Source organism: Microvirga flavescens (assembly GCF_003290125.1).
Taxonomy (GTDB): Bacteria; Pseudomonadota; Alphaproteobacteria; order Rhizobiales; family Beijerinckiaceae; genus Microvirga; species Microvirga flavescens.
Genome location: NZ_QMKH01000002.1, coordinates 446,590 through 470,693, shown reverse-complemented (window position 1 = coordinate 470,693; position 24,104 = coordinate 446,590). Strand labels below are relative to the sequence as shown.

The 24,104-nt window shown below is 62.9% G+C and carries 25 protein-coding genes and 1 tRNA gene; 14 read left to right on the top strand and 12 right to left on the bottom strand.

The window, feature by feature from the left end; translation table 11 throughout:
* The first annotated feature begins 36 nt into the window (after positions 1 to 36).
* The 4 genes from dapD to DQW91_RS07015 all read left to right on the top strand — a co-directional run bounded on the left by dapD (position 37) and on the right by DQW91_RS07015 (position 3,211).
* Positions 37 to 879 (top strand): 2,3,4,5-tetrahydropyridine-2,6-dicarboxylate N-succinyltransferase, encoded by an 843-nt coding sequence (gene dapD, locus DQW91_RS07030; RefSeq protein ID WP_112662855.1) that lies wholly within the window; start codon positions 37 to 39, stop codon positions 877 to 879.
* Between the two features lie 3 nt (positions 880 to 882).
* A complete protein-coding gene (locus DQW91_RS07025; protein ID WP_112662854.1) occupies positions 883 to 1,356 on the top strand; it encodes a DUF805 domain-containing protein in 474 nt (157 codons plus the stop codon).
* Positions 1,353 to 2,519, top strand: coding sequence for a succinyl-diaminopimelate desuccinylase (dapE, locus tag DQW91_RS07020; RefSeq protein WP_112662853.1), 1,167 nt, complete (start codon positions 1,353 to 1,355; stop codon positions 2,517 to 2,519). The genes DQW91_RS07025 and dapE overlap by 4 nt, the downstream gene beginning before the upstream one ends.
* A 101-nt stretch (positions 2,520 to 2,620) precedes the next feature.
* The gene (locus tag DQW91_RS07015; protein ID WP_112662852.1) at positions 2,621 to 3,211 is read left to right on the top strand and encodes a hypothetical protein; all 591 of its coding nucleotides are present in this window, start codon (positions 2,621 to 2,623) and stop codon (positions 3,209 to 3,211) included.
* Here DQW91_RS07015 and truA read toward each other — a convergent pair.
* The 4 genes from truA to def are packed head-to-tail and all read right to left on the bottom strand — an operon-like array spanning position 3,208 to position 5,903.
* Positions 3,208 to 3,948, bottom strand: a complete 741-nt coding sequence (gene truA, locus DQW91_RS07010; protein WP_112662959.1) for a tRNA pseudouridine(38-40) synthase TruA — start codon at positions 3,946 to 3,948, stop codon at positions 3,208 to 3,210. The two genes, DQW91_RS07015 and truA, sit on opposite strands and share 4 nt — an antisense overlap.
* Before the next feature lies 1 nt (position 3,949).
* Complete coding sequence (locus tag DQW91_RS07005; protein WP_112662851.1) at positions 3,950 to 4,450, bottom strand: GNAT family N-acetyltransferase; 501 nt, start codon at positions 4,448 to 4,450, stop codon at positions 3,950 to 3,952.
* Positions 4,447 to 5,379 carry a methionyl-tRNA formyltransferase gene (gene fmt, locus DQW91_RS07000; RefSeq protein ID WP_112662850.1) on the bottom strand — a complete coding sequence of 311 codons (933 nt, stop codon included), beginning with the start codon at positions 5,377 to 5,379 and terminating at the stop codon, positions 4,447 to 4,449. Before fmt ends, DQW91_RS07005 begins: the two co-directional genes overlap by 4 nt.
* Entirely contained in the window at positions 5,376 to 5,903 is a 528-nt protein-coding gene (gene def, locus DQW91_RS06995; RefSeq protein ID WP_112662849.1) for a peptide deformylase, read from the bottom strand. Before def ends, fmt begins: the two co-directional genes overlap by 4 nt.
* Before the next feature lie 87 nt (positions 5,904 to 5,990).
* Here def and DQW91_RS06990 point away from each other — a divergent pair, with 87 nt between their 5' ends.
* Together DQW91_RS06990 and DQW91_RS06985 are read left to right on the top strand one after the other, a co-directional pair.
* Entirely contained in the window at positions 5,991 to 7,178 is a 1,188-nt protein-coding gene (locus tag DQW91_RS06990; RefSeq protein ID WP_112662958.1) for a DNA recombination protein RmuC, read from the top strand.
* Between the two features lie 155 nt (positions 7,179 to 7,333).
* Entirely contained in the window at positions 7,334 to 7,837 is a 504-nt protein-coding gene (locus DQW91_RS06985; RefSeq protein ID WP_112662848.1) for a YciE/YciF ferroxidase family protein, read from the top strand.
* 84 nt (positions 7,838 to 7,921) lie between these two features.
* Here DQW91_RS06985 and DQW91_RS06980 read toward each other — a convergent pair whose 3' ends face one another.
* The 8 genes from DQW91_RS06980 to rpmH all read right to left on the bottom strand — a co-directional run bounded on the left by DQW91_RS06980 (position 7,922) and on the right by rpmH (position 14,961).
* Positions 7,922 to 8,653, bottom strand: a complete 732-nt coding sequence (locus tag DQW91_RS06980; RefSeq protein ID WP_112662847.1) for a pyrimidine 5'-nucleotidase — start codon at positions 8,651 to 8,653, stop codon at positions 7,922 to 7,924.
* Positions 8,654 to 8,749: 96 nt separating this feature from the next.
* Positions 8,750 to 9,661, bottom strand: a complete 912-nt coding sequence (argB, locus tag DQW91_RS06975) for an acetylglutamate kinase (RefSeq protein ID WP_112662846.1) — start codon at positions 9,659 to 9,661, stop codon at positions 8,750 to 8,752.
* A gap of 77 nt (positions 9,662 to 9,738) precedes the next feature.
* The gene (locus DQW91_RS06970; protein WP_112662845.1) at positions 9,739 to 10,110 is read right to left on the bottom strand and encodes a DUF423 domain-containing protein; all 372 of its coding nucleotides are present in this window, start codon (positions 10,108 to 10,110) and stop codon (positions 9,739 to 9,741) included.
* On the bottom strand, positions 10,107 to 10,757 hold the full coding sequence (gene yihA / locus DQW91_RS06965; RefSeq protein WP_112662957.1) for a ribosome biogenesis GTP-binding protein YihA/YsxC: 651 nt from the start codon (positions 10,755 to 10,757) through the stop codon (positions 10,107 to 10,109). The genes DQW91_RS06970 and yihA overlap by 4 nt, the downstream gene beginning before the upstream one ends.
* Before the next feature lie 17 nt (positions 10,758 to 10,774).
* Positions 10,775 to 12,352, bottom strand: a complete 1,578-nt coding sequence (locus DQW91_RS06960) for a CYTH and CHAD domain-containing protein (protein WP_112662844.1) — start codon at positions 12,350 to 12,352, stop codon at positions 10,775 to 10,777.
* Positions 12,353 to 12,541: 189 nt separating this feature from the next.
* Positions 12,542 to 14,380 carry a membrane protein insertase YidC gene (gene yidC / locus DQW91_RS06955; protein ID WP_112662843.1) on the bottom strand — a complete coding sequence of 613 codons (1,839 nt, stop codon included), beginning with the start codon at positions 14,378 to 14,380 and terminating at the stop codon, positions 12,542 to 12,544.
* Entirely contained in the window at positions 14,364 to 14,807 is a 444-nt protein-coding gene (gene rnpA, locus DQW91_RS06950) for a ribonuclease P protein component (RefSeq protein WP_112662842.1), read from the bottom strand. The genes yidC and rnpA overlap by 17 nt, the downstream gene beginning before the upstream one ends.
* Positions 14,808 to 14,826: 19 nt before the next feature.
* Positions 14,827 to 14,961, bottom strand: coding sequence for a 50S ribosomal protein L34 (gene rpmH / locus DQW91_RS06945; RefSeq protein ID WP_027314822.1), 135 nt, complete (start codon positions 14,959 to 14,961; stop codon positions 14,827 to 14,829).
* A gap of 268 nt (positions 14,962 to 15,229) precedes the next feature.
* Here rpmH and DQW91_RS06940 point away from each other — a divergent pair, with 268 nt between their 5' ends.
* The 8 genes from DQW91_RS06940 (at position 15,230) to DQW91_RS06905 (ending at position 24,073) form a co-directional block, all read left to right on the top strand.
* Positions 15,230 to 16,663, top strand: a complete 1,434-nt coding sequence (locus DQW91_RS06940) for a dihydrolipoyl dehydrogenase family protein (RefSeq protein ID WP_245410932.1) — start codon at positions 15,230 to 15,232, stop codon at positions 16,661 to 16,663.
* Positions 16,664 to 16,670: 7 nt separating this feature from the next.
* Complete coding sequence (locus DQW91_RS06935; RefSeq protein WP_112662841.1) at positions 16,671 to 18,104, top strand: sensor histidine kinase; 1,434 nt, start codon at positions 16,671 to 16,673, stop codon at positions 18,102 to 18,104.
* A gap of 94 nt (positions 18,105 to 18,198) precedes the next feature.
* Positions 18,199 to 18,275, top strand: a tRNA-Arg gene (locus DQW91_RS06930).
* Positions 18,276 to 18,475: 200 nt separating this feature from the next.
* Complete coding sequence (locus DQW91_RS06925) at positions 18,476 to 19,342, top strand: class I SAM-dependent methyltransferase (protein ID WP_245410931.1); 867 nt, start codon at positions 18,476 to 18,478, stop codon at positions 19,340 to 19,342.
* Positions 19,339 to 20,082, top strand: a complete 744-nt coding sequence (locus tag DQW91_RS06920) for a pseudouridine synthase (RefSeq protein WP_112662840.1) — start codon at positions 19,339 to 19,341, stop codon at positions 20,080 to 20,082. Before DQW91_RS06925 ends, DQW91_RS06920 begins: the two co-directional genes overlap by 4 nt.
* Positions 20,083 to 20,180: 98 nt before the next feature.
* A complete protein-coding gene (locus DQW91_RS06915) occupies positions 20,181 to 20,993 on the top strand; it encodes a UDP-2,3-diacylglucosamine diphosphatase (RefSeq protein WP_112662839.1) in 813 nt (270 codons plus the stop codon).
* Positions 20,993 to 22,066, top strand: a complete 1,074-nt coding sequence (locus DQW91_RS06910; protein WP_112662838.1) for a glycosyltransferase family 4 protein — start codon at positions 20,993 to 20,995, stop codon at positions 22,064 to 22,066. The genes DQW91_RS06915 and DQW91_RS06910 overlap by 1 nt, the downstream gene beginning before the upstream one ends.
* Positions 22,067 to 22,105: 39 nt before the next feature.
* Positions 22,106 to 24,073: a PhoX family protein gene (locus DQW91_RS06905; protein WP_112662837.1), complete on the top strand. Its 1,968-nt coding sequence runs from the start codon at positions 22,106 to 22,108 to the stop codon at positions 24,071 to 24,073.
* Positions 24,074 to 24,104: the final 31 nt, after the last annotated feature.

The following is a 24,104-nucleotide window of genomic DNA, read 5'->3' as shown; positions in this document are numbered from 1 at the left end:
CAGATTGCATCCGCATTCATAGCTTGAGCTTTCCCCATGCCTTTCGCAGATCTCGCCACGACAATCGATGCAGCCTGGGAAGACCGGGCCAATGTGAGCCCATCGACGAAAGGCGCGGTGCGCGAGGCCGTGGAGCAGTCCCTCAACCTCCTCGACACGGGCAAGGCGCGCGTGGCGGAGAAGATTGGCGGCGAGTGGCAGGTCAATCAATGGCTGAAGAAAGCCGTGCTCCTGTCCTTCCGCCTCAACGACATGGGGATCATCAAGGGCGGTCCGGGCAATGCCGTGTGGTGGGACAAGGTGCCCTCCAAGTTCGATGGCTGGTCCGAGGCCGAGTTCAAGCAGGCAGGCTTCCGCGCCGTGCCGAACTGCGTGGTGCGCCGGGGCGCGTATGTCGCGCCGAACGTCGTGCTCATGCCCTCCTTCGTCAATCTCGGCGCTTATGTCGATGAAGGCACGATGGTCGATACGTGGGTCACGGTCGGCTCCTGCGCGCAGATCGGCAAGCACGTTCACCTCTCCGGTGGCGTGGGCATCGGCGGCGTGCTGGAGCCGCTGCAAGCGAACCCCGTCATCATCGAGGACAACTGCTTCATCGGAGCGCGCTCGGAAGTGGTGGAAGGCGTCATCGTCGGCGAGGGCTCCGTGCTCTCGATGGGCGTTTTCATTTCCGCCTCGACGAAGATCATCGACCGCAACACGGGCGAAGTCTTCATCGGTCGCGTGCCGCCATACTCCGTCGTCGTCCCCGGCTCGCTCCCCGGCAAGCCGCTGCCCGACGGCACGCCCGGCCCGTCGCTCTACTGCGCGGTTATCGTGAAGCGTGTCGATGCCCAGACGCGCGCCAAGACGGCGATCAATGACTTGTTGCGGGATTAAGCCGTGAAGCAATTCTTTGACTTCATGCTCTGGCTTTTTTTCTCACCGAAAGGGCGGATTGGACGTGCGCAATGGTGGATCAGCAGCCTCGTTTTAATTTCGCTCAGTATTTCACCGTGGCTTATCTCCAGCCTTCACGAGAAGTTCGAAGAGCAATATTTCATACCAGTGCTGAGTTTCGGGCTTGCGATGATCTATCCTGCCTATGCTGTGGATGCGAAACGTTTTCAGGATCGTGATAGGAGCGGCTTCTGGGCGTTATTTGGAGTTATATTTACCCTTCTAATGAGTAAGGAGTTAGGACTTCTGGCTCTTTTCGGTGTCACTAAAGCTGAAATGTCCTTCCTTGTTTGGGCAATTTGGGGCCTGGCGTTGGTTTACTTTTTTGTGCTTGCCTTTTTGCAAGGCTCTGTCGGCCGTAATCGTTATGGAGCGGAGCCAGCAACGGATAGTATCTTTAGAGTTCCTGCTACATGATCGACACATCCCCCCTCGCTCTCGCCCAATCCCTCCTGCGCTGCCCCTCCGTGACGCCTGCGGAAGGCGGCGCGCTTTCCTTCATCGAAAGCATTTTGCGCGAAGCGGGGTTTGAGGTTCATCGTCCCGTCTTCTCCGAACCCGGCACGCCGGATGTTGAGAACCTCTACGCGCGGTTCAGCACGGGCGCGCCGTATCTGCTCTTTGCAGGCCACACGGATGTGGTGCCGCCCGGCGATGAAGCGCGCTGGCGGCATGGACCGTTTAGCGGCGAGATCGATAACGGCGAGCTTTATGGGCGCGGTGCGGTCGACATGAAGGGCGGCATTGCCTGCATGATGGCGGGGGCGTTGTCCTTCCTGAAGGACAATCCCGATTTTCCCGGCTCCATCGGCTTCCTCATCACGGGGGATGAGGAAGGGCCGGCGATCAATGGCACGGTCAAGCTTCTCGAATGGGCCAAGGCGCGGGGCGAGCGGTTCGATCATTGCATCCTTGGCGAGCCGACCAATCCCGAGCGGCTCGGCGACATGATCAAGATCGGCCGTCGTGGCTCGCTGACCGGCCATGTGGTGGTGGAAGGCAAGCAGGGGCATGTGGCCTATCCGCATCTCGCAGAAAACCCCATTCCCGGCCTCATGCGCCTTCTCGAAGGCCTCCTGAAGGAGCCGCTCGACAAGGGCACGGCGCATTTCGATGCGTCGAATCTCGAAGTGACGACGGTGGATGTCGGCAATCCCGCCGCAAACGTCATCCCCGCCGAGGCGCGGGCCACCTTCAATATCCGCTTCAACGACCTGTGGTCGCCGCAGAGCCTCGAGGAAGAGCTGACGCGCCGTCTGCGCGAGGCGGCGGGCAATACGGTGCGCTATTCGCTCAACCTCGAGCCGACCAACGCCATCGCGTTCCTCACGCCGCCGAACGATTTCGTCGGTTTCATCGCCGATGCCATCGCAGTGGAAACCGGCATCCGCCCGAAATTGTCCACCACCGGCGGCACGTCCGATGCTCGGTTCATCGTGAACGATTGCCCAGTGGTGGAATTCGGCCTCGTTGGTCAGACCATGCACCAGATCGATGAGCGCGTGGCCGTGGCCGACCTTGACTGTCTGGCGGCGATTTATCGCAAGGTTCTCGACGCTTATTTCGCCTCCAAGGGCTGACAGGCCCTCCGGCTCAGACATACTAGACTAAAGTCTAGTCTTTAACGGAACCAGTGCTCATCGCGGGCGGTTCTGTTCGAGGAGCCTGTCGGAGGCCGCCGATGATCCTCTCAGCCGATGAAGTGAACCGTTCGCTTAAAGGCGCGGTTGATCTGCTTCACAGCCGGACGGAGGGGCTGAAGGCCTTCGACATGAGCGAGCGCGGCTTCTGGCGCTCCTTCGCCGCGATCTGGCTGGCGCTTCCGGCTTATGTGGTTTCCATCGCAATGGAGCGGTTGAGGCTTGGGCTTTTGCTGCCGGATCGCGCGCTTTTCGGCAGCATCTGGCTGGATGTGGCGGTGGCCCTCGGTTTCGCGGCGAGCTTTCTTGCTCTTCCGCTCGCGATGATCTGGCTTTCACGAAAGCTGCGGCGCACGGATCGCTACGTGCCCTTCGTCATTGTCACAAACTGGATCAGCGTCATGGCGCTTCTCGCGCTGTCCGTTCCGGCGCTGCTTCTGGTGATCGGCTGGGCGACGCCCGCGCTTGCCTGCCTGTTTTCCGTGGCCTTCGCCATCATCTTCGCCCGCCTGCAATGGTTCGCCACACGGGCGACGCTGGGCGTGTCGTCAGGTCTCGCCTTCTGCATCGTGCTGCTCGGGCTCATGCTCAACCTCGCCATCGGCGAGATAATGCAGAGCCTGATCGGCTAAGGGTAATCGACCCCAATCAGGTAAAGCCCCGTCGAGGGAGCCATCGGGCCGCAGCGCTGGCGCTCGCGCGCATCGAGCGCTGCTTTCACATCATCGCTAGACCACTTGCCCGCGCCCGCGCGTTCCAGCGTGCCGACCATCGAGCGCACCTGATGGTGCAGGAACGAGCGCGCGGAGGCGAAGATGCGGATCTCGTCGCCGATGCGCTCCACATCGAGCCGGTCGAGTGTGCGCACGGGGCCGCTCGCCTGACACTCCGCCGCGCGGAATGTCGTGAAGTCGTGACGCCCGATGAGATGCTGCGCTGCCTCGTGCATGATCGCGGCATCGAGCCGCCACGCCACATGCCACACGCGGGCAGCATCGAGGGCTGGCGGCGCGCGGCGATTGAGGATGCGGTACAGGTAGTGCCGCTTCACCGCCGAGATGCGCGCGTTGAAAGTGTCCGGCACTTCCTCCGCAGCGAGGATCGCGACGGGCTGCGGTTTCAGGTGCGCATTCGTGGCATCGCGAACGGTGTCAGAACGCCAATGCTTTTCGAGATCCACATGCACGACCTGATGGGTCGCGTGCACGCCTGCATCGGTACGCCCCGCGCAATGGATCCGCACATTATGTCCGGCGAAGCGGGTTATGGCGTCCTCGACGGCTTCCTGAACCGACAACCCGTTCTGCTGGTGCTGCCAACCGGAATAAGGTGTGCCGTCGTATTCGACGACGAGCTTGTAGCGCGGCATGTCAGGCGAGCCCCGCAAATGCGCGCGCATAATGCAGCGTTGCAGGCCGGAGAGGATCGATGGTGGAGAGCATCAAGCCTTGAAGATACGGGCCGTCATAAGGCGTGAGAAAGCGGCTAGCCGTTTCAGGTTTGAATCCGAAGCGTTCGTAATAGGCGGGTTCGCCGAGAACGATGACGAGACCATGCCCTTCTTCGGCGAGGAGACGCAGCCCTTCCTTCGCGAGAGCCGAGCCGACACCATTCCTTTGATGGGACGGCAGAACCGCTAAGGGTGCGAGCGCGCTCGCCTTCAATCCGGCGTCATTCGCGAGAGGCGAGAAGGCCACATGCCCGACGACGATCTCATCCACCGCAACGAGCGAGAGAACCAGATCGCCGTTCTCGCGCAGTCGGTCGACGAGATCCGCTTCCGCACTCTGCCCGAAAGCCGCACAATGAAGCGCGTGGATCGCCTCCCTGTCGGCGGGTTCTTCCTGTCGGATGCGAAGCGCCACGCTCATAAGAGCTTCACACCCGCTTCCAGGCGAACGCCGCGGAGGAACTCTTCCGCACTCATGGGAGACTTGCCCGCGCGCTGCACCTGCACAAGGCGGACAGCACCTTCGCCGCAAGCAATGGTGCCGTTGGAATCGAGCAGCATGCCGGCATCGCCCGCTTTGTCCGCGGGCGCCGTACGCAGCACCTTCACCCGCTCGGTACCCTTGCCGAAATCGGCGCTGAAGAACGCACCGGGGAAGGGCGAGAGGCCGCGCACATGGTTGTGCACCGCCTGCGCGGGCAGGCTCCAATCGATGCGTGCATCGTCGTTGGTGAGCTTGTGTGCATAAGTCACGCCGATTTCCGGCTGCGGCGTGAAGTTCAAGCCGTCGCGCGAAAGCGCCGCCAGCGCGCGCACCATCAGGTCCGCGCCGAGCACCATAAGCTTGTCGTGCAACTCGCCCGCATTCATGTCGGGGCCGATGGCAACCTTTTCGACCATGCCGACGGGGCCGGTATCGAGCCCCTGCTCCATCTTCATCACAGCGACACCGGTTTCCGGGTCTCCGGCCATGATGGCGCGCTGGATCGGCGCGGCGCCGCGCCAGCGCGGAAGCAGCGAGGCGTGAAGGTTGAGACAACCGAGCTGCGGCGCTTCGAGAATGGGCTTCGGCAAGATCATGCCGTAGGCGACGACGACGGCGACATCGGCCTCATGGTCGAGGAAGGTTTCCCGCGCCTCCTCCGTGCGCAGGGTCTGCGGCGTGAAGACATTGAGGCCGAAGCGCTCGGCAAGCGCATGAACGGGGGAGGGCTTGAGCTCCATGCCGCGCCCGGCAGCGGCCGGGGGGCGTGTGTAGACCGCTACGACGTCGTGCCCCTGGCCGACGATCTCGGCAAGCGTCGGCACGGCGAAATCGGGCGTTCCCATGAAGACGACGCGCAGGCTCATGCGGTTTTTTCCTCGCGTTTTGCGGCCTTCTTGAACTTGGTCATCACCCGGTCGCGCTTGAGCTTCGACAGGTAGTCGATGAACAGGACGCCGTTGAGATGGTCGATCTCATGCTGGACGCAGGTTGCCAGAAGGCCATCGGCATCCTGCTCGACCGTTGCGCCTTCAAGATTCATGTAGCGGAAGCGCACCCGGGTCGGACGCTCGACCTCCTCGTAATATTCGGGGATCGAGAGGCAGCCTTCCTCGTAAACGCTCAACTCCTCGGAGGAGGAGACGATTTCCGGGTTAATCAGCACCATCGGCTGGCGCTCGCCCTCGGCCTCGGATTTCGAGACGTCCATCGTGACGACGCGCAGGTCGATGCCGATCTGGATGGCGGCCAGGCCCACGCCGGGGGCGTGGTACATGGTTTCCAGCATGTCGTCGGCAAGGGTGCGGATCTCGTCCGTGATGCGCTCCACGGGCTTGGAAACGAGGCGCAGGCGGGAATCGGGCAGAATGACAAGAGGTCTGATGGTCATGGTAGCTGGAGATAAGGTTTCGCTTGAGGATGGTCAAATCGTTCGTGATCTGTTCGTATAGCCCGAATCGCGGAAAGACGTATGCCGATGAATGTTCCCGTCCTGACTTTTGGATCCACGGTCGTTACCTGGGTTGAACTCGCCCTTGGAATGGCGGGCCTGGCCCTGATCCTCCTTTTCACCCTCACCATACTTCTTTTCAGGGCGCGGCGGGAGCAGGCAATCGCGGAGGCGACATCGGCCGAGCGGGCCCGGGAGATGGACGACAAGGTCGCGGAGCTTGCCCGCATCCACGCCGAAATGACGGGCCGCATGCAGACGATGGCCGAGGTCTTCGGCAGCCGTCAGAGCGATTTCGTCCGCCTACTCTCGGAGCGCATGGACGGCATGCAGCACCGCCTGGGGCAGGGGCTCGAGGCCTCCACCAAGCAGCAGAGCGAGAACCTCTCCAAGCTCAACGAGCGGCTCGCCGTCATCGACGTCGCCCAGAAGAACCTCACGGACCTCACCGGCGAGATCGTGGGCCTGCGCGATATTCTGGCCAACAAGCAGACGCGCGGCGCCTACGGGCAGGGCCGCATGGAGGCGATCGTCCGCGATGGCCTGCCGAGCGATGCCTTCGCGTTTCAGCACACGCTGTCCAACCGCACGCGCCCGGATTGCGTGGTGTGGCTGCCGGGCGATGAGCGCGGTCTCGTGATCGACGCGAAGTTCCCACTAGAGAGCTTCACGCAGTTTCGCGATGCGAGCGGTGATGAAGCGCGCACGCGCGCAGCGGCCCGCATTCGTGGCGACATGCTCACCCATGTGAAGGACATTGCGGAGAAGTACTTCATCCCCGGCGAGACGCAGGACGTGGCCTTGATGTTCGTTCCGGCGGAATCGATTTACGCGGATCTCGCGGAATATTTCGACGATGTGGTGCAAAAGGCCCATCGCGCGCACATCGTGATCGTTTCGCCTTCCCTTCTCGCGCTGGCTATTCAGGTGATGCAGGGGCTCGTGCGCGATGCGCGCATCCGCGAAGAGGCGCGTGTCATCCAGACCGAAGTGAGGAAACTCCTCGACGACGTTGAGCGCCTGTCGACGCGCGTCTCGAAGCTCGACACGCATTTCCGTCAAGCGCAGGAAGACGTGGCGCAGATCAAGACATCGACGGACAAGATCGAAAAGCGCGGTAGGCGGATCGAAACGCTCGAGTTCGACAAGGGCGAATCTGCCGAGGGGCCGGACCTGCTGCAAACACAAGGCCGCAGCCTGCGCGCGGTCGAATAGGATATCCTTCCAGCATATTGCGGCGAAGAGCGAAGCTGTTCCCTCAATAGAGGAACGGATCTTCCGACGCGACGTTCATTCCCCGTCGAGGCGACACGTCACGCGCCGATGGCGCTTTGCGCCGCGCGTCCCACCGCAATCGAAGGAATGAAATAATGGGCCTTTTCTCGAAGGATATCAAAACTCTGGACGATCTCTTCGTGCATACGCTGCAGGACATTTATTACGCCGAGCATCAGATCAAGAAAGCGTTGCCGGAGATGGTCGACAAAGCGAGCGATCCCCAGCTCAAGCAGGCCTTCAAGTCGCACCTCACTGAGACGGATGAGCAGATCAAGATCGTCGAGAAAGTGTTCAGCCTGCATGGTCACAAGCCGAAGGAAGTGACCTGTCCGGCGATCAACGGCATCATCCATGAGGCCAAGGACATCGCGGGCGATGTGGAGGACAAGAAGGTTCTCGATGCCGCGCTCATTGCCGCGGCCCAGGCCGTCGAGCACTACGAGATCAACCGCTACGGAACGCTTGCCGCATGGGCGCGGCGGCTCGGGCGCGAAGACAGCGCGGCGTTGCTGCATCAAATTCTCGATCAGGAAAAGGCCACTGACGAGAAACTCAACCGCATCGCGAAAACCAGCGTGAACACGAAGGCGGCTTGAGAGCCATCACAAAGAGCGGCGGCGATCGCCGCTCTTTCGTCTCTCACCGTTCCGCTCGATTCCTCGCGGCTTTCCATTCGTGCGTCAGGGCTTGGGCTTAGCGCAGCCCTTCAGGAAGACCGTGAGATCGTCCGTGATGAAGTCGATATACGGCTCTGGAACCGCGTCCTGCTCAAAGGCCTCGCGGAAGGGGTCTACTGTCTTGGGCACGACCAGCGTTGTCATCATGCCAAGTTCGCGCGGCACGATCAGGTTCTTCGCGAGGTCCTCGAACATCGCCGCGCGCGCCGGATCGACGGCATGCTTGTCGAGGAAGCTCTCATAAGCGCGCCGTTCGGGCTTGGGCACGAAATCGGCGGCGGCGATGTCGAACACATCCTCGAAGTGGTCGAGAATACCGAGCTTCTTCGCCACGTTCTCCGCATGCTTGCGTGAGCCGTTGGTGAGGATCAGCTTGCGCCCCGGCAAACTCCCGATGGCAGTGCCAAGGTTAAGGTTCGCTTCGAGCGAGGTGTGGTCGATGTCGTGCGCGAAATCGAGGAAATGGTGCGGGTCGATGCCGTGCTCGTCGATGAGCGCGCGCAGGGTCGTGCCGTATTTGTAGTAGAAATACTTCTGCAGCGCCTTGGCCGACATGCCGTCGAGCCCGAACATGTCGGCGATGTAGAGCGTGATCCGCTCGTCGATCTGCGGCCAGATGCGCGAGGTGTGCGGGTAGAGGGTGTTGTCGAGGTCGAAGACCCAGACATCTACATGCGCGAAGGTCCGTGTTTCGGAAACGGGCTTGGCAGGATCGAGGGGTTCGAAGGCGTTCATAGCACTCTTACAGACGACAATGGGGCCAAGTGTGGCCCCACTGAAGGTAATATAGGAAGAGTTGGCCGGATCGCCAAGCGACGCCTGCCGGGACACTTAGCCCCGGCGGATCATCGTTCCCGCGCCGTGGTCGGTGAACAGCTCCAGCAGCACCGCATGCGGCACCTTGCCGTCGAGGATCACGACCGCCTCCACGCCGCGCTCAAGGGCGTAGATGCAGGTTTCGATCTTCGGGATCATGCCGTCGGTGATAGTGCCGTCCGCGATCAGGCGGCGACAATCCTCGATGGTCATGTCTGGGATGAGGTTCTTGTTCTTGTCGAGCACGCCGGGAACGTCCGTCAGCAGCAGCAGGCGCTTGGCCTGCATCGCGCCGGCGATGGCGCCTGCGAAGGTGTCGGCATTGACGTTGTAGGTCTCGCCATCCTGGCCGACGGCGACGGGGGCGAGAACCGGAATGAGCTCTGCGCTGAGAACCTGGTCGAGCACAGCGCGGTTCACATGCTCCGGCTCGCCGACGAAGCCGAGATCGACCACCTTTTCGATGTTCGAATCCGGATCGACCGTCGTGCGGGTCACCTTGCGGGCGGTAACCATGTTGCCGTCCTTGCCGCACAGGCCGACGGCCTTGCCGCCCTCGGCGCCGATCCAGCCCACGATCTGCTTGTTGATGGAGCCCGCCAGCACCATCTCGACCACCTCGACGGTGGCGGCGTCGGTGACGCGCAGGCCCGCCTTGAACTCGGACTTGATGCCGAGCTTGTCGAGCATCTTGCCGATCTGCGGGCCGCCGCCGTGCACGACGATGGGCTTGATGCCCGATTGTTCGAGAAGCACCACGTCTTCCGCGAAATCCTCGGCCGCCGCGCGGTCACCCATCGCATGGCCGCCGTACTTGATGACCACGACCTGCTGGTCATAGCGCTGCATATGCGGCAGAGCCTGAGCGAGAACCTCCGCGCGCACATGCACGTTCGGGAGCGGGTCGGTAGAGGACGTATCGGACATCAAAAGGCTCCGGCTTCGGGAATCGGGCGAGCGGCCTGCCTTCTAGCTCAGCCGCACCGCCCTGAAAACTCAAGACTTCAGGCGCGTCGGTGCAGAAAAGGAGACAGGCCGAGCAGCGCCCAGCCGACCATCAAAAGAACACCGCCGGTCGGGGCCGCCATCGGGGCCAGGGCCTCCCCGGCGAGCGCTCGCCTGGCAAGGTCGCCGGAAAACAGGGCAAGGCCGAGCACGAGCACGAAGCCGGCAAGGCGGGCCAGTCTCGGAGAAACGGCATCAGCCTTCACCAGGGCGACGAGCGCCAGCAGCGCCGGGGCGTGGAAAAGCAGGAATTGCGCCGCAATCTGCAGGCTGCCGCCGCCTGTTACATGCGCTGCGGCGGCGGAAAGGCCGACACCGAGAACTCCCGCGAGGGCGGCGAGGGCGAGAAGGAGGCGATCGGACAAGCTCATGAGCCGCTTCTTTCAGCAACGATCCGGGCGATGGCTGCCCGCAATTCGGGGATGCCATCGCCGGCGCGGCTCGAGGTCGGCATGATTTCGGGGAAGGCCGCCGCTCGCTTGGCGATTTTCGCGGCGGTATCGGCGATGCACTTCTCGATTTCGCCCTTTTTCAGTTCATCCGCCTTGGTCAGCACGATCTGGTAGGAGACGGCGGCATTGTCGAGGGTTTCGAGAACGGCTTCGTCCGTCTGCTTGATGCCATGGCGGGAGTCGATCAGCACATAAACGCGCGCCAGGCTGGCACGGCCGCGCAGGTATTCGTGGATGAGCTTCGTCCAGGCGGCCACCTTTTCCTTTTCCACCGCCGCGTAGCCGTAGCCAGGCATGTCGACGAGGTGGAGGCGGTCGCCGATGTTGAAGAAGTTGAGCTGCTGCGTGCGCCCCGGCGTGTGGGAGGTGCGTGCCAGCGTGTTGCGCCCCGTCAAGGCGTTGATAAGGCTCGATTTTCCGACATTCGAGCGCCCGGCGAAGGCGATCTCGACCTTGCTCATGGGCGGCAGGTTCTTCAGGGAGGTCGCAGCCCAGATGAAGTCCGCCTCGCCGGCGAAGAGCTTGCGGCCGATTTCGAGATAGGTGTCAGGAGCGGTTTCGGTCATGCCCCCCTTATCGATGGTCAAACGGCTTTCTTCAAGCGGCTTAGATCCGCGCCGCGGGGCATAGGGAGCCAGAACGGCCCGCTCTTCAACAGTTCCCCGCCTGCCGCCGTTGCCTTGCCGAGGAGTTTGTGCTGCCGCTGTTTCGTTTCCTTCGGTGCGCTTTTCAGTTTCGGCGCCAAAATTCCTGCGACAGCCTGGTCGTTCATCTCTCCGAGAGCGTCCTGCATGGCCTCGAGCTGAGCGAGGAACGCCTTGCGCTTTCGCCTGATCTCGGGTGCATCGAACAGGTCGATGGCAAATTCGGAGCCGTAGCGCAACGTCTTGATCCTGATACGCAGCTTGTGGCGCTCATCGAAATCGAGGGCGTCGAGGCGTGTGATCCCTTTCCTGATCCGCTTCCAACGTCGGGAGAGATCGCGCGCGATGCGTTCTTCCACGCGCTCGAGCCGCGCCGCACGCGCTTTGCGCTTGTCGCGCGTCAACCACGCTCCGGTTTCGATCCATGAGGCAAGTTCAAGAAAGGAGCTCTCAAAGCGGCCTTTGGCAAGCGTTCTGAACAGGGCATCATAGGCTTTCTGCCGGTGCGCTTCGATGGTCCGCACATCGCTTCGTGGCGCATGCGATCGATGCAGGTTGTCGAGCAGCACATCCATATCGCGCGCGCGGTTGAGCCGCTTCGCCATCCAGCGCAGTTCCGCGCAGCACGCACGGCTTCCCTTGTCGCGAAGAAGGCCTTTGAAAATGGAGGTCACGGCGCGCAGGCGGCGCAACCCGACACGCAGTTGATGGAGAACTTCGGGATCACCGGTCTTGCGCAAGACCGCGTCGTTGCGAATGGCTTGAGCCAGACATGAGCGCGCGACGATCTGGAAGGCTTCCGCGCTCGTCTGGTGCTGCGGAAGGTGGATGCGTTCCGCGCGCGCGGGTTTGAGCGCGGACTTCTCTAAAAGCGCGTAAGCACGCTCCGACTTGGTCATGAGCGAGAGACGCAGCGGAATGGTCTCAGCCAGTTCACGCGCGAGGGCAAAGAGAGTGCCCGGTTCGCCACCTTTCAATTCCAACTCGACTTCGCCAAAGCGTTCCGCGCGATCTGCCGCCGTGGCCTTTGCCGTGTCGATGGCGACTTCGATCTGTGAAGAGTCGCGCTCGATCAGAAAGGCGTGCCGGTCAGTGTCGACAGTGAAGAGCGGCGTGATCCTGTCACGCGTTGCGGGGTCGGATAAAAAGCGCGCAAGAGGCGTCCCGGCCGCCGCTGCCGGGTCGAACGCATCGCTCTCGACCAAGCATTCCCACTCGGCCCTGTCGAGAGCAAGCGAATGAGATTTGTGTTCTGCCTTGATTGTTTGAACGGAGCGTCCCCGTTCCTGACGCACGCGCAACGACAGGCCCGCTTTTTCCAGGGCATGATCGGGCGTGTCGTAATAGACGGCGTGAAGGTGCCCACCCCGATGGGGCAGGGCTTTCGCTGCGGCGAGAATGGAATGGCGCAGAATGCGGCGGACGTCGCGGGGGGCGAATTCAAGCTTGAGCTCGATCTCACGCGCCATCCTGGCGCGATCGGGAAGCGCTTCCGTCTGGTGCTGCACCTTGCTCATGAAAAAAGCCGCCGCGACGATCCTCGCGACGGCTTAATTAGGGCGGCGGGCCAGCAGGGGCAACAAAGCCCCGCCGGTCGAGCAAAATTCGATCATTCTGGATCGAAATTTTGCTCTGCCTTTCTGATTGAACGCATTTTCTTCACGAAAAGTGGAGGCCACTTTTCTTGAAAATGCTTTTGGCCAGTATCAGCTCTTGGCCGGAGCCTTGCGGCTGAAGGTGCCGCGCAGGTTGTCCCACAGCTCCACCTTCACGCCGTTGCGGCGCATGATGAAGCCCTGCTGGATCACCGAGAGCAGGTTGTTCCACGCCCAGTAGATCACGAGGCCGGCGGGGAACGAGCCGAGCATGAAGGTGAAAATCACCGGCATCCAGGCGAAGACCTTCTGCTGCACCGGGTCCGGCGGAGCGGGGTTCATCTTCATCTGCAGCCACATGGTGATGCCCATGATGAGCGGCCAGGCGCCGAGCAGCAGGAAGTGACCGATGCCGGGGACTGTGCCGGGATCGAAAGGCAGGAGCCCGAACAGGTTGAAGACCGTCGTCGGATCGGGCGCCGCGAGATCGCGGATCCAGCCGAAGAACGGCGCGTGGCGCATTTCGATGGTGACGAACAGCACCTTGTAGAGCGCGAAGAAGACCGGGATCTGGATCGCCACCGGCCAGCAGCCGGCGACGGGATTGATCTTCTCCTTCTTGTAAAGCTCCATCAGCGCCTGCTGCTGCTTCACGCGGTCGTCCGCATAGCGCTCGCGGATCGCGGTCATCTCCGGCTGCACCGCCTTCATCTTCGCCATCGAGGCGTAGGACTTGTTGGCGAGCGGCAGGAACAGGATCTTCAGGAGCACGGTGACGATGAGGATCGCCACGCCGAAGTTGCCGACGAGCTTGTAGAAGAAGTCGAGCACCATGAAGAGGCGCTTGGTGATGAAATAGAACCAGCCCCAGTCGATCAGGCGGTCGAATTTCAGGATGCCAAGATTGTCGCTGTAGCCATCCACCACGGCGACTTCCTTCGCGCCCGCAAAGAGACGCTGCGTTGCTTCAACCGATGCGCCGGGCTGGATCGTCTTGCCCTCACCGAGAGTGTTGGCCTGATAGATGACGTTCGCGGGCGTGGTGCGGACTGTGAAGGAGCCCTGGTAGGGCTGCGCCTGATCCGGCACGACGGTCGCTGCCCAATACTTGTCGGTGATGCCGACAAAGCCGCCGGTCACGCTGCTCCAGGCCTTGCCGATGGCCGCCTGGCCGGGAAGCGGGCTTTCCTTTTCCAGGTTGGCGTAGGTGATTTCCTGCAAGCCCTGATCGCCGAGAACGCCGATCAGGCCCTCGTGCAGCACCATATAGCCGAGGGTTACGGGCCGTCCGTGGCGGGAGACGAGGCCATAGGCGTTCAGGGTCACGGGAGCGCTGCCGCGGTTCTCCACCGTGTCCTTCAGGGTGAACATGAAGTTGTTGTCCACGCTGATGGCGCGGCGGAACACGAGCCCCTGGCCGTTGTCCCAGGTCAGCGTCACAGGCGCGTCGGGGGTGAGGGTGGTCTTGTCCGCGGTCCAGAGCGTGTCCGGGCCCGGCAGGGCGCCGGCGGCAGCGCCGACCCAGCCGAATTCCGCGTAATAGGCATGCGGCGCGCCGGAGGGCGAGAAGAGCACGATGTTCGGGCTCTTGGGGTCCACCGTCTCCCGGTAGTTGTTGAGGGAGACATCGTCGACGCGCGCACCGCGCAGGCTGATGGAGCCTGAAATCGCGGGGGTCGAAATCTTCACGCGGGGCGAGCGGGCCAGTGCCGCCTCACGGCTTTCCGCCACGGGAGCGGCGGCAGCATTGGGAGCGGAGCCTGCCGGAGCGGCGCTCTGCGTCGCGGGCTGACCCGGCTGAGCGCTCTGCGACTGCTGCTGCTGTTGCTGCGCAAGCTGGGCCTGGCGCTGCTTTTCCGCCTGCGGCGTGGCGTAGAAATACTGCCAACCGAGAAGGATCAGCACCGACATGGCGATGGCGATGATGAGGTTCTTATTGTCCTGGCGCATTGGTGCTTCCGCGACGTTCAGCGTCGGTGGGTGGGGAGGAGGGGGGCCGGGAACGGTCCCCGGATTGCGGGCCTTTCGGTTTCGTCACGACCCGAAGCGCCCGCTGAAGATCCTCGATGAGGAGCGTGTAGTCAGCGGTCAGAATGTCGCGGCGTCCGATCACCACGATATCGGCATTGACGGCGGCGTGTTCCGCCCCGGCAACCCGGCAGGCGGCCCGTAGTCGCCGCTTGATCCGGTTGCGCTCGGTGGCGTGGCCGACCCTTTTGGTCACGGTCAGCCCGACACGCAGGCCAAGGCCGATATCCTCGCGCGGGCGGCCCTGGACCGTCATACGCTCCGTATGAAAGCGGCGGCCAGAGGCCGCCGCGACGAAGTCAGGTCTTTTCGTCAGGCGCCCGACCGATTCTGCGCGATGGTCGCGCACGGACAGGCCTCCCCGTCGCTTACGCCGAAAGGCGCTTGCGACCGTGGGCGCGGCGAGCTGCAATGACCTTGCGGCCGCCCTTGGTCGCCATACGCGCACGGAAGCCGTGGCGGCGCTTGCGAACCAGCTTGCTCGGTTGATACGTCCTTTTCACGGCACTTCTCCGGTCACATGGCAGGCCGAGCTCTCAGGACCCGCGCCTGTCTTGGATTCTTTGGGGGGAAACCCCGAAACTGTTTGCAAAAAAGATCAGCGCCCGAGACGAGCGCTGTCAGCCCGCGGCTTATGACGGAAGCGGGCGGCAAAGTCAACGCCGCTCTCGCCCGCCGCCGCTTTTCTTTCCCGCGGGCGGGGTGTGACGCACCCCTTCCCGGGCGCTACATAACATAAGAGAGGGCCAAGGCGCACGGGGGATCGCTGTCGTGACCGAATTGCTGAAGCCGGATTTGTGCGTGATCGGGGCGGGCGCGGGCGGCCTGTCCGCCGCGGCCATCGCCGCGTCCTTCGGCGTGTCGGCCGTGCTTGTCGAGCAGGACCGGATGGGGGGAGCCTACCTCAACCGGGGCTGTGTGCCCTCAACGGCCCTGCTTGCCGCGGCCCACCGCCTTCATGCGATCCGCGAGGCTTCCCGGTTCGGCCTTGAGACGAAAGGCGAGGCAACGGATTTCTCGAGGGTGATGGCGCATGTGCGGGGTGTGGTGGAGAGGATCGAGCCGTTGAATTCCACGGAGCGGTTCACGGCGATCGGCGCGCGGGTCATCCACGCGCCGGGCCGTTTCATCGACGCCGCGACGGTCGTGGCCGGAGGCTTTGAGATCAAGGCCCGCCATTTCATCCTCGCCACGGGCTCCCGGCCCGAGGAGCCGACGATTCCCGGCCTCGACGGCGTGCCGCATTTGACGACCGATACGATCTTCGACCTCGCGGAGGCCCCGGAGCACCTGATTGTCCTTGGTGCGGGCGCGTATGCGGTGGAGTTTGCGCAGGCCTTCCGGCGGCTGGGCGCGCGGGTGACGCTGGTCGATGCGGCAAGCCGGATTCTTCCACAGGAAGACCCGGAAATGGCGGCGGTCATCGCCCGCGCCCTTGAGGCCGATGGGGTCACCCTGCGGCTCGGGTCTGGTGCGGAGAAGGTGGAAGCCGTTTCAGGGGGAGGGCTCTTGCTGCATCCGGGTGACGGCCTTTCGATTGCGGGCAGCCACCTGCTTGTCGTGACAGAGCGCCGGCCCGTGACGGAGAGCCTCGGCCTTGAGGCGGCGCGGATCAAAACCGATGATTCGGGAATCGTTGTGGATCGCGGCCTCAAGACCTCGAACCACAGAGTCTATGCCATTGGCGATTGTGCGGGCGGCGCGGCGCGGGCCGGGCATTTGAGCCATGTGGCGAACCATCAGGCGGGTCTCGTCCTCCGCAACGCCCTGTTTCATCTCCCGGTCAGTATCGACAACATCCCGATACCGCGCGTGATCCAGACCGATCCCGAACTGGCGATAGTCGGCCTGTCGGAGGAGGAGGCGAGGGCCATCTACCGCACCATCCGCATTCTCCGCTGGCCCTTGGCCGAGAACGACAGGGCCCGGGCGGAGCACGCGACCGAGGGTTTCATCAAGGCTATCGCCACGCCGCGTGGGCAGGTGCTCGGCTGTGCTATCGTGGGCGCGCATGCGGGCGAGCTGATCTCTCCCTGGACGCTTGCCATCGCCCATAATCTCAAGATATCCGACCTCGCCGGTCTCGTTTTCCCTTACCCCACCTTTTCGGAGGTGACGAAGCGGGCGGCGGTCGAATTCGTGAAGCCCACCACGCAGAGTCCCTGGGTGCGCCGCTTCATCGGCCTGGCGCGGATCTTTGGATAGGATCGGGATGCAAGGCTCTGGCCCCATCATCCACCGCTTGTCGGGCCGTTTCGGCCTTTCGGGGCGGCTGCTCGTTCTGACCGTGGCGTTCGTCATGGTCGCCGTGGTGCTGGTCTATCTGCCTTCCGTCGCGAGCTATCGCATCAACTGGCTGAACGACCGCCTCGCCGCGGCCCAGATCGCGGCTCTCGTTCTCGAGGCCGCACCCGAAGGGAGCCTCTCGGAAGATCTCGAAATGCGCCTTCTCGAAGGCGTGGGCGCGCGGGCCGTCGCGGTGCGCGGCGGCGGCCGGCGAAGGCTTCTGGCCGCCGGAGACGTCCCGCCTGAGGTCAGCAAGACGGTGGACTTGCGCCAATCGAGCTGGGTGCAGCTTGGCCGCGATACTCTTGAAACCCTGCTCGTCCCGGCGGACAAGCCGATTCGCGTCATCGGCCCCGGCATGGGGGTCGATTTCGTCGAGATGATCTTCGACGAGCGGCCCTTGCGCTCGGCGATGCTCGATTTCTCGCGGGAGATCCTGCTTCTCTCCCTCATCGTCGCCGGCGTGATCGTGAGCCTGCTTTATTTCGCCTTGCAATGGGTGATCGTGCGGCCCGTGCGGCGGCTCTCGGGCAATATCGCCTCCTTCGCCAGCCGTCCGGAGGATGCCGCCCGCGTGATCCGGCCCACCGGCCGCTCGGACGAGATCGGCGTGGCGGAACAGGCGCTGGCGCAGATGGAGGCCACCCTCGCTGGCGAACTGCGCCAGAAGAGGCGGCTTGCCGAACTCGGCCTCGCGGTCAGCAAGATCAACCATGAACTGCGCAACATGCTCACCACGGCGCACCTTCTTACGGAGCGTCTCGACAGGGTGAACGACGCCACCGTGCAAAGGGTGGCGCCCCGCCTCGTGGCGACCCTCGACCGGGCGAGCGCCTTCTGCGAGGCGACGCTGGCCTATGGCCGCGCCACGGAGCATCTGCCCCAGCGCCACCGAATCGCCTTAAGGCCCGTCGTCGAGGACCTTGCCGATCTCACCCATCTCGCCCCGGAGGCCGGCATTGCCTTCACCATCGACGTGCCCGACGACCTCACGATCGACGCCGACCGGGAGCAGCTCACGCGCATCCTCGTGAACCTCATCCGCAACGCGGTGCAGGCCCTGCGTCAGGCCGGGGCGACCGACGGCCCGCCGAAAATCACCGTGCGGGCGAATCGCCAGGGACACGAGGTCGAGGTCCTCGTCGAGGATAACGGGCCGGGCGTGCCCGAGCGCGTGCGCGAAAATATTTTCGGGGTCTTTCAAAGCTCCACACAGGCCGGCGGCACCGGCCTTGGCCTCGCCATTGCCGCCGAACTGGTGAATTTGCACGGCGGAACCGTCGCCCTCGCCGATACGCCCCTTGGCGCCTCGTTCCGCTTCACGATCCCCGACCGGGACGCGGTGGGGGGCGATGTTTGAAAAGGAGTGCACGAAGAGGGTTGCCAAGAGCCGCAGAAAGCTCTAAGTGACCGGCCTCCGCACAACGCTGCCTCTCAAAAAGCAGCTGCCGAGGGCGCCCGTAGCTCAGCTGGATAGAGCACCAGACTACGAATCTGGGGGTCAGAGGTTCGAATCCTTTCGGGCGCGCCATCTTCCTTCAAAACAAAACATTACAAGATCTGCCGGGCAAAGGCTCGTCACGACGCGTGTGCTGCGTGCCATGCATCTCAAAATGCGACTTACCTTCCGCGCCTCATGGCGATAGGAACGCGAGCAACGAAACGCGCGTGGGTTGAGTGGTGGAGCAAGGACGGTCTGAGGGGATCTATGGGGTTCCGCCTGGGGAGCTGGTGGACGTGCCTTTGGGCGCGATCCAGTTCTCGCCGCTTATGCCCAGGTCGGAAAAGCTCGAGGAATGCGACGAGGATACTCTTGGCGGGATGATCGTGCTGGGGCCGCCTGGCACCGTCGAACGGCGTTACACGCTCGCCCTTGCCTTGAAGGCCTTGGCTCCCGGCGCGCCGTTCACCGTGCTTGCGCCCAAGGACAAGGGCGGATCGCGACTCGGGAAGGAGCTCGCCGGTTTCGGCTGCACGGTCAGCGAAACGGCGCGGCGGCATTATCGCATCTGCACCTGTGAACGCCCGGCGGTGCTGACGGGGCTCGAAGAGGCGCTTGCCGAGGGGGCTCCCCGGTTTGATGAGGCGCTCGGCTTGTGGACGCAACCGGGCGCGTTCAGCTGGAACCGCATCGATCCGGGAAGCGCGCTTCTCGTGCGGCACTTGCCGCAGCTTGCCGGAAACGGCGCGGATCTTGGGTGCGGCATCGGCTATCTTTCGCGTGCCGTTCTGGCATCGCCCAAGGTGCAGCGTCTGACAGCGATCGATATCGACCGCCGGTCCGTCGAAGCCGCGCGGCGCAATCTCGATGATCCGCGTGTGTCCGTCTCATGGGCCGACATCCGCAAATCCGGCACGCAAGTGACGGGCCTCGATTTCGTCGTGATGAATCCTCCTTTCCATGATGGTGGGGCCGAGGATCGGAGCCTGGGACAAAGCTTCATCCGCAGGGCCGCTGAAGCATTGCGTCCGGGCGGCGTTTGCTGGCTCGTCGCCAACCGGCATTTGCCTTACGAGGCGTTGTTGAAAGAGCATTTCAAGCGCGTGACGCTGACGGTCGAGGCCGAGGGTTACAAGATCTACGAGGCACAAAGATGAGCAAGGGCGTCACGACTTTGCGGCTCGACAGGCTTCTCGCCAATCTGGGCTACGGCTCGCGCCGCGAGATCCAGCAACTGGCCCGCGCGGGCGCGGTGACGCTCGACGGCGTCGAGATCGAGGATGCCGATCAACGCATCGCCATCACGCCCGATCTCTCCGAGCGCATGCGCGTCGACGACGAGCCACTCGATCCGCCGCCGGGATTGGCGCTGATGCTGCACAAGCCCCTTGGCGTGACATGCTCGCACAAGGAGGCGGGGCCGCTTGTCTATGGGCTTCTGCCCGAACGCTGGCGGCGGCGCGATCCGGCGATCTCGACCATCGGTCGGCTCGACAAGGAAACCTCCGGTCTCCTCTTGCTGACGGATGACGGAGCCTTGCTGCACAAGGTGATTTCGCCACGTCATCATGTCGCCAAGCGATACCGCGTAACGCTTGATCGCCCGCTGCGCGGTGATGAGGCGGGCATTTTTGCTGCGGGCACTTTGATGCTCGAAGGCGAGGACAAGCCGCTCCTGCCGGTGCAGATGGAAACGCTGTCTCCGACGAGCGCTTACGTGACGCTGACGGAAGGGCGTTACCATCAGGTGCGCCGCATGTTCGCTGCCGTCGGCAACCACGTCACGGCTTTGCATCGCGATCGTATCGGTGGGCTGACGCTGCCCGACGATCTGCAGGCAGGGGAATACCGCATCTTAAGCGACAAGGATGTCGCGCTGGTGTTCGCACCAACCTAGCTGCGCGCCCCCTCTGTCACATGGATGTAAAATTCATGTCATCAAACTGAAGCAGCGAATCGCCTTTAGTCCTCGCAAAAGATCAGCGAGGTAATTCCGTGCTTCAGGATCTTGAAGTGACGCGCGTGCGGACGCTTTTTCTGTCCGACATTCATCTTGGCACCAAGGGATGCCAAGCGGGGCATCTTCTCGATTTCCTCAAGGAATACGATGCGGATGTCATCTATCTCGTCGGTGACATTATCGATGGCTGGCGTCTGAGGTCGGGCTGGTATTGGCCGCAGGCCCACAACGACGTGGTGCAGAAGCTCCTGCGCAAGGTGCGCAAGGGAACGCGGCTCATCTACATTCCCGGCAATCATGACGAGTTCATGCGCGATTATATCGGCAGCCATTTCGGCGGAATCGAGTTGGTCGATCAGGCCATCCACGAAGCGGCGGACGGCAAGCGTTATCTTGTGATCCACGGCGATCAGTTCGATCTCGTCGTGCGCCACGCTCGCTGGCTCGCGCTGCTTGGCGACTGGGCCTACACCACGGCGCTGTTCGTCAACACCTATCTCAATCTCGTTCGCCGCCGCATGGGTCTGACTTATTGGTCGCTCTCGGCCTGGGCGAAATTAAAGGTCAAGAATGCCGTCAATTTCATCAGCCAGTTCGAGGATTTTCTCTCCTCCGAAGCGAAGCGGCAGGAGGTGGATGGCGTGATCTGCGGTCACATCCATCACGCCGCGCTTCATGACACGTTCGGCATTCGCTATGTGAACACCGGCGACTGGGTCGAGTCCTGCACAGCGGTTGTCGAGCATTATGACGGAACGCTCGAAATCGTCCGCTGGCTCGACGGAAAAGCTCTTCCGGCGTCGCAGGTGCGGGCCCTCGTGTCGCAACCGACAAGGCAGGCGGCCTGATGCGCTTGATGATCGCAACGGATGCGTGGCATCCGCAAATCAACGGGGTCGTGCGCTCTCTCGAATACATGGCGCAGCAGGCGCCGCATTTCGATGCGCAGGTTTCCTTTCTCACGCCGCAACGTTTCCGCTCGGTGCCTATGCCGGGCTATGGCGAAATTCGCTTGTCGCTTGTTCTGCCCGGGATGGTGGAGCGCGTCTTGCGCGAGGAAGTACCGACTCATGTGCATATCGCCACCGAAGGCCCCATCGGCTTTGCCACGCGCCAGGCTTGCCTGCGGATGGGAAGGACGTTTACGACAAGCTATCACACGCGCTTTCCCGAATACGTCTCCGCGCGCGTCCCGGTTCCTGAGGATTGGACCTATCGCGTTCTGCGGCGCTTCCATGCGTCGGCTTCTGTTACGATGGTCAGCACGCCTTCTCTCGAGCGGCAGTTGAGGGAGCGGGGCTTCCAGCATATCAGGCGCTGGACGCGCGGCGTCGATACCGAGCTTTTCCGCCCGCGTGAGACGCGCGTACTCGATGTGCCGGGTCCGGTCTTTCTCTATGTGGGCCGCGTTGCTGTTGAGAAGAACATCGAGGCGTTTCTCTCACTCGATCTGCCGGGCACGAAGGTCGTTGTCGGCGACGGGCCGGCGCGGCAGGAATTGCAGGCGAAGTACAAGAGCGCGCTTTTTCTCGGCGCACGGACCGGCGAAGCCTTGGCTGAAATCTACGCCTCCGCGGATGTGTTCGTGTTCCCAAGTCTCACCGACACTTTCGGCATCGTGCTGCTCGAAGCGTTGGCCTCTGGCCTTCCTGTCGCCGCCTTTCCCGTCACCGGGCCGCTCGATGTGATCGAGGGTTCAGGTTGCGGCGTACTCGACAACGATCTTCAGAAAGCGGCGCTGGCCGCGCTTGAGATTTCGCGTTCGCGGTGCCGCGCCTATGGCGAGAGCTTTACTTGGCGCGAAAGTGCGAGGCAATTTTTCTCTAACATCCGCACGGCGCAATCCGCAACGGGCGAGATTCTGTCGCGGGATGGCATATCGCACTTCGATTGCGCCGAGACTGTCACCGAGCTTACATAGAGTCGTTCTAGGGTTCCTCCCATCTCAAGGGAGAGAGAAATGAACGAGCATGAAATTCGCCTTCGCGCCAGCGATCTGGAAGATTCCGGCGACAAGGGCATCAATCCTTCGCAGAACCTCACGATGGGCGAGGTGATTGCGGCGCGCTTCAACCGCCGTGATTTGTTGAAGGGATCGCTTGCCGTTGCCGCGATTTCCGCGACGGTTGGAAACCGCGCGCTTGCGGCGAATCCGCCAGTAGCCACGAAGGGCCGCGGAGCTTCTTTCAACTTCAAGGAAATCGAAGCGGGTGTCGATCATACCCACCACGTCGCCGAAGGTTATGACGCACAGATCCTGCTGCGCTGGGGCGACCCGATCTTCCCCGATGCGCCGGAATTCGACCCTGCCGCGCAGAGCGCCGAAAAGCAGCGCCGCCAGTTCGGCTACAACAGCGACTTCGTCGGCTACATTCCGCTCAACGGATCGAGCGACCACGGCCTCCTCGTCGTCAACCACGAATACACCAATGAGGAACTGATGTTCCCCGGCGTCGGCGTGCAGGACATGAAGGATGTCAACTTCGCCGGCATGACCAAGGATCTCGTCGATATCGAGATGGCGGCTCATGGTGGCGCGGTCGTCGAGATCAAGCGTCAGAACGGCAAGTGGCAGCTGGTGAAGGACTCGAAGTACAACCGCCGCATCACCGCCGAGACGCCGATCGAGATCACAGGCCCGGCGGCAGGCCATGACCGCATGAAGACTACTGCCGACGCAAGCGGCCGCAAAGTGAACGGCATGGTCAATAATTGCGCCGGCGGCGTCACCCCTTGGGGCACGTGGCTCAGCTGCGAGGAAAACTTCAACGGCTATTTTTGGGGCAAGCTCGCCGACGATCATGCCGAGGCGAAGAACTACAAGCGCTACGGTATCGGCTCTCCCGCTTATGCGTGGGGCAAGTTCTACGACCGCTTCGACATCGTGAAGGAGCCGAACGAGGCCAACCGCTTCGGCTGGGTTGTCGAGATTGATCCTTTCGACGCGAATGCCGTGCCGAAGAAGCGCACGGCGCTCGGCCGCACGAAGCACGAGGGCGCTGCCGGCATCGTGAGCCGCGACGGTCACTATGTGATGTATCTCGGTGATGACGAGCGCTTCGACTACGTCTACAAGTTCGTCACTGCCGGCAAGGTCGATCCCGCCAACCGCGCCGCCAACTTCAACCTGCTCGACAGCGGCGTTCTCTACGTGGCGAAGTACAACGCCGACGGCACCGGCACGTGGCTTCCGCTTGTGCACGGCCAGGGTCCGTTGACGGAGGCGAACGGCTTCAAGAGCCAGGCGGACGTGTTGATCGAGACGCGCCGCGCGGCGGATCTTCTCGGCGCCACGAAGATGGACCGTCCGGAAGATATCGAGGCGAACCCGGCGACGAACCGCGTCTATGTGATGTTGACCAACAACACGCGCCGCAAGGACGATCAGGTCGATGCCGCGAACCCACGCGCGAACAACGCATTCGGTCACATCGTCGAGATGCTTCCCGAAGGCGGGGATCATGCTGCCAAGGCCTTCACCTGGGAAGTGCTGGTGAAGTGCGGCGATCCTTCCGTCGCTTCGGTGGGCGCCACTTTCTCGTCGGAGACGACGAAGAACGGCTGGTTCGGCATGCCGGACAATTGCGCCGTCGACAGCCAGGGCCGCCTGTGGATCGCGACCGACGGCAACAACGCCAAGGCCACCGGACGCGCTGACGGCCTGTGGGCGCTGGAGACGGAAGGCGAGATGCGCGGCACCTCAAAGCACTTCTTCCGCGTGCCGGCCGGCGCGGAAATGTGCGGCCCCTTCTTCACGCCGAATGACGAAACGCTTTTCCTTGCGGTTCAGCATCCCGGCGAGGCGGAAGAAGGCGCTCCCGCGAGCTACGACAAGCCGGCGACCCGCTGGCCGGACTTCAAGGACAACCTGCCCCCGCGTCCGTCCGTTCTCGTCGTTACCAAGCAGGGCGGCGGCAAGATCGCCTGATCCCCCGCAAGCTCGGCAAACGAAAAGGGCG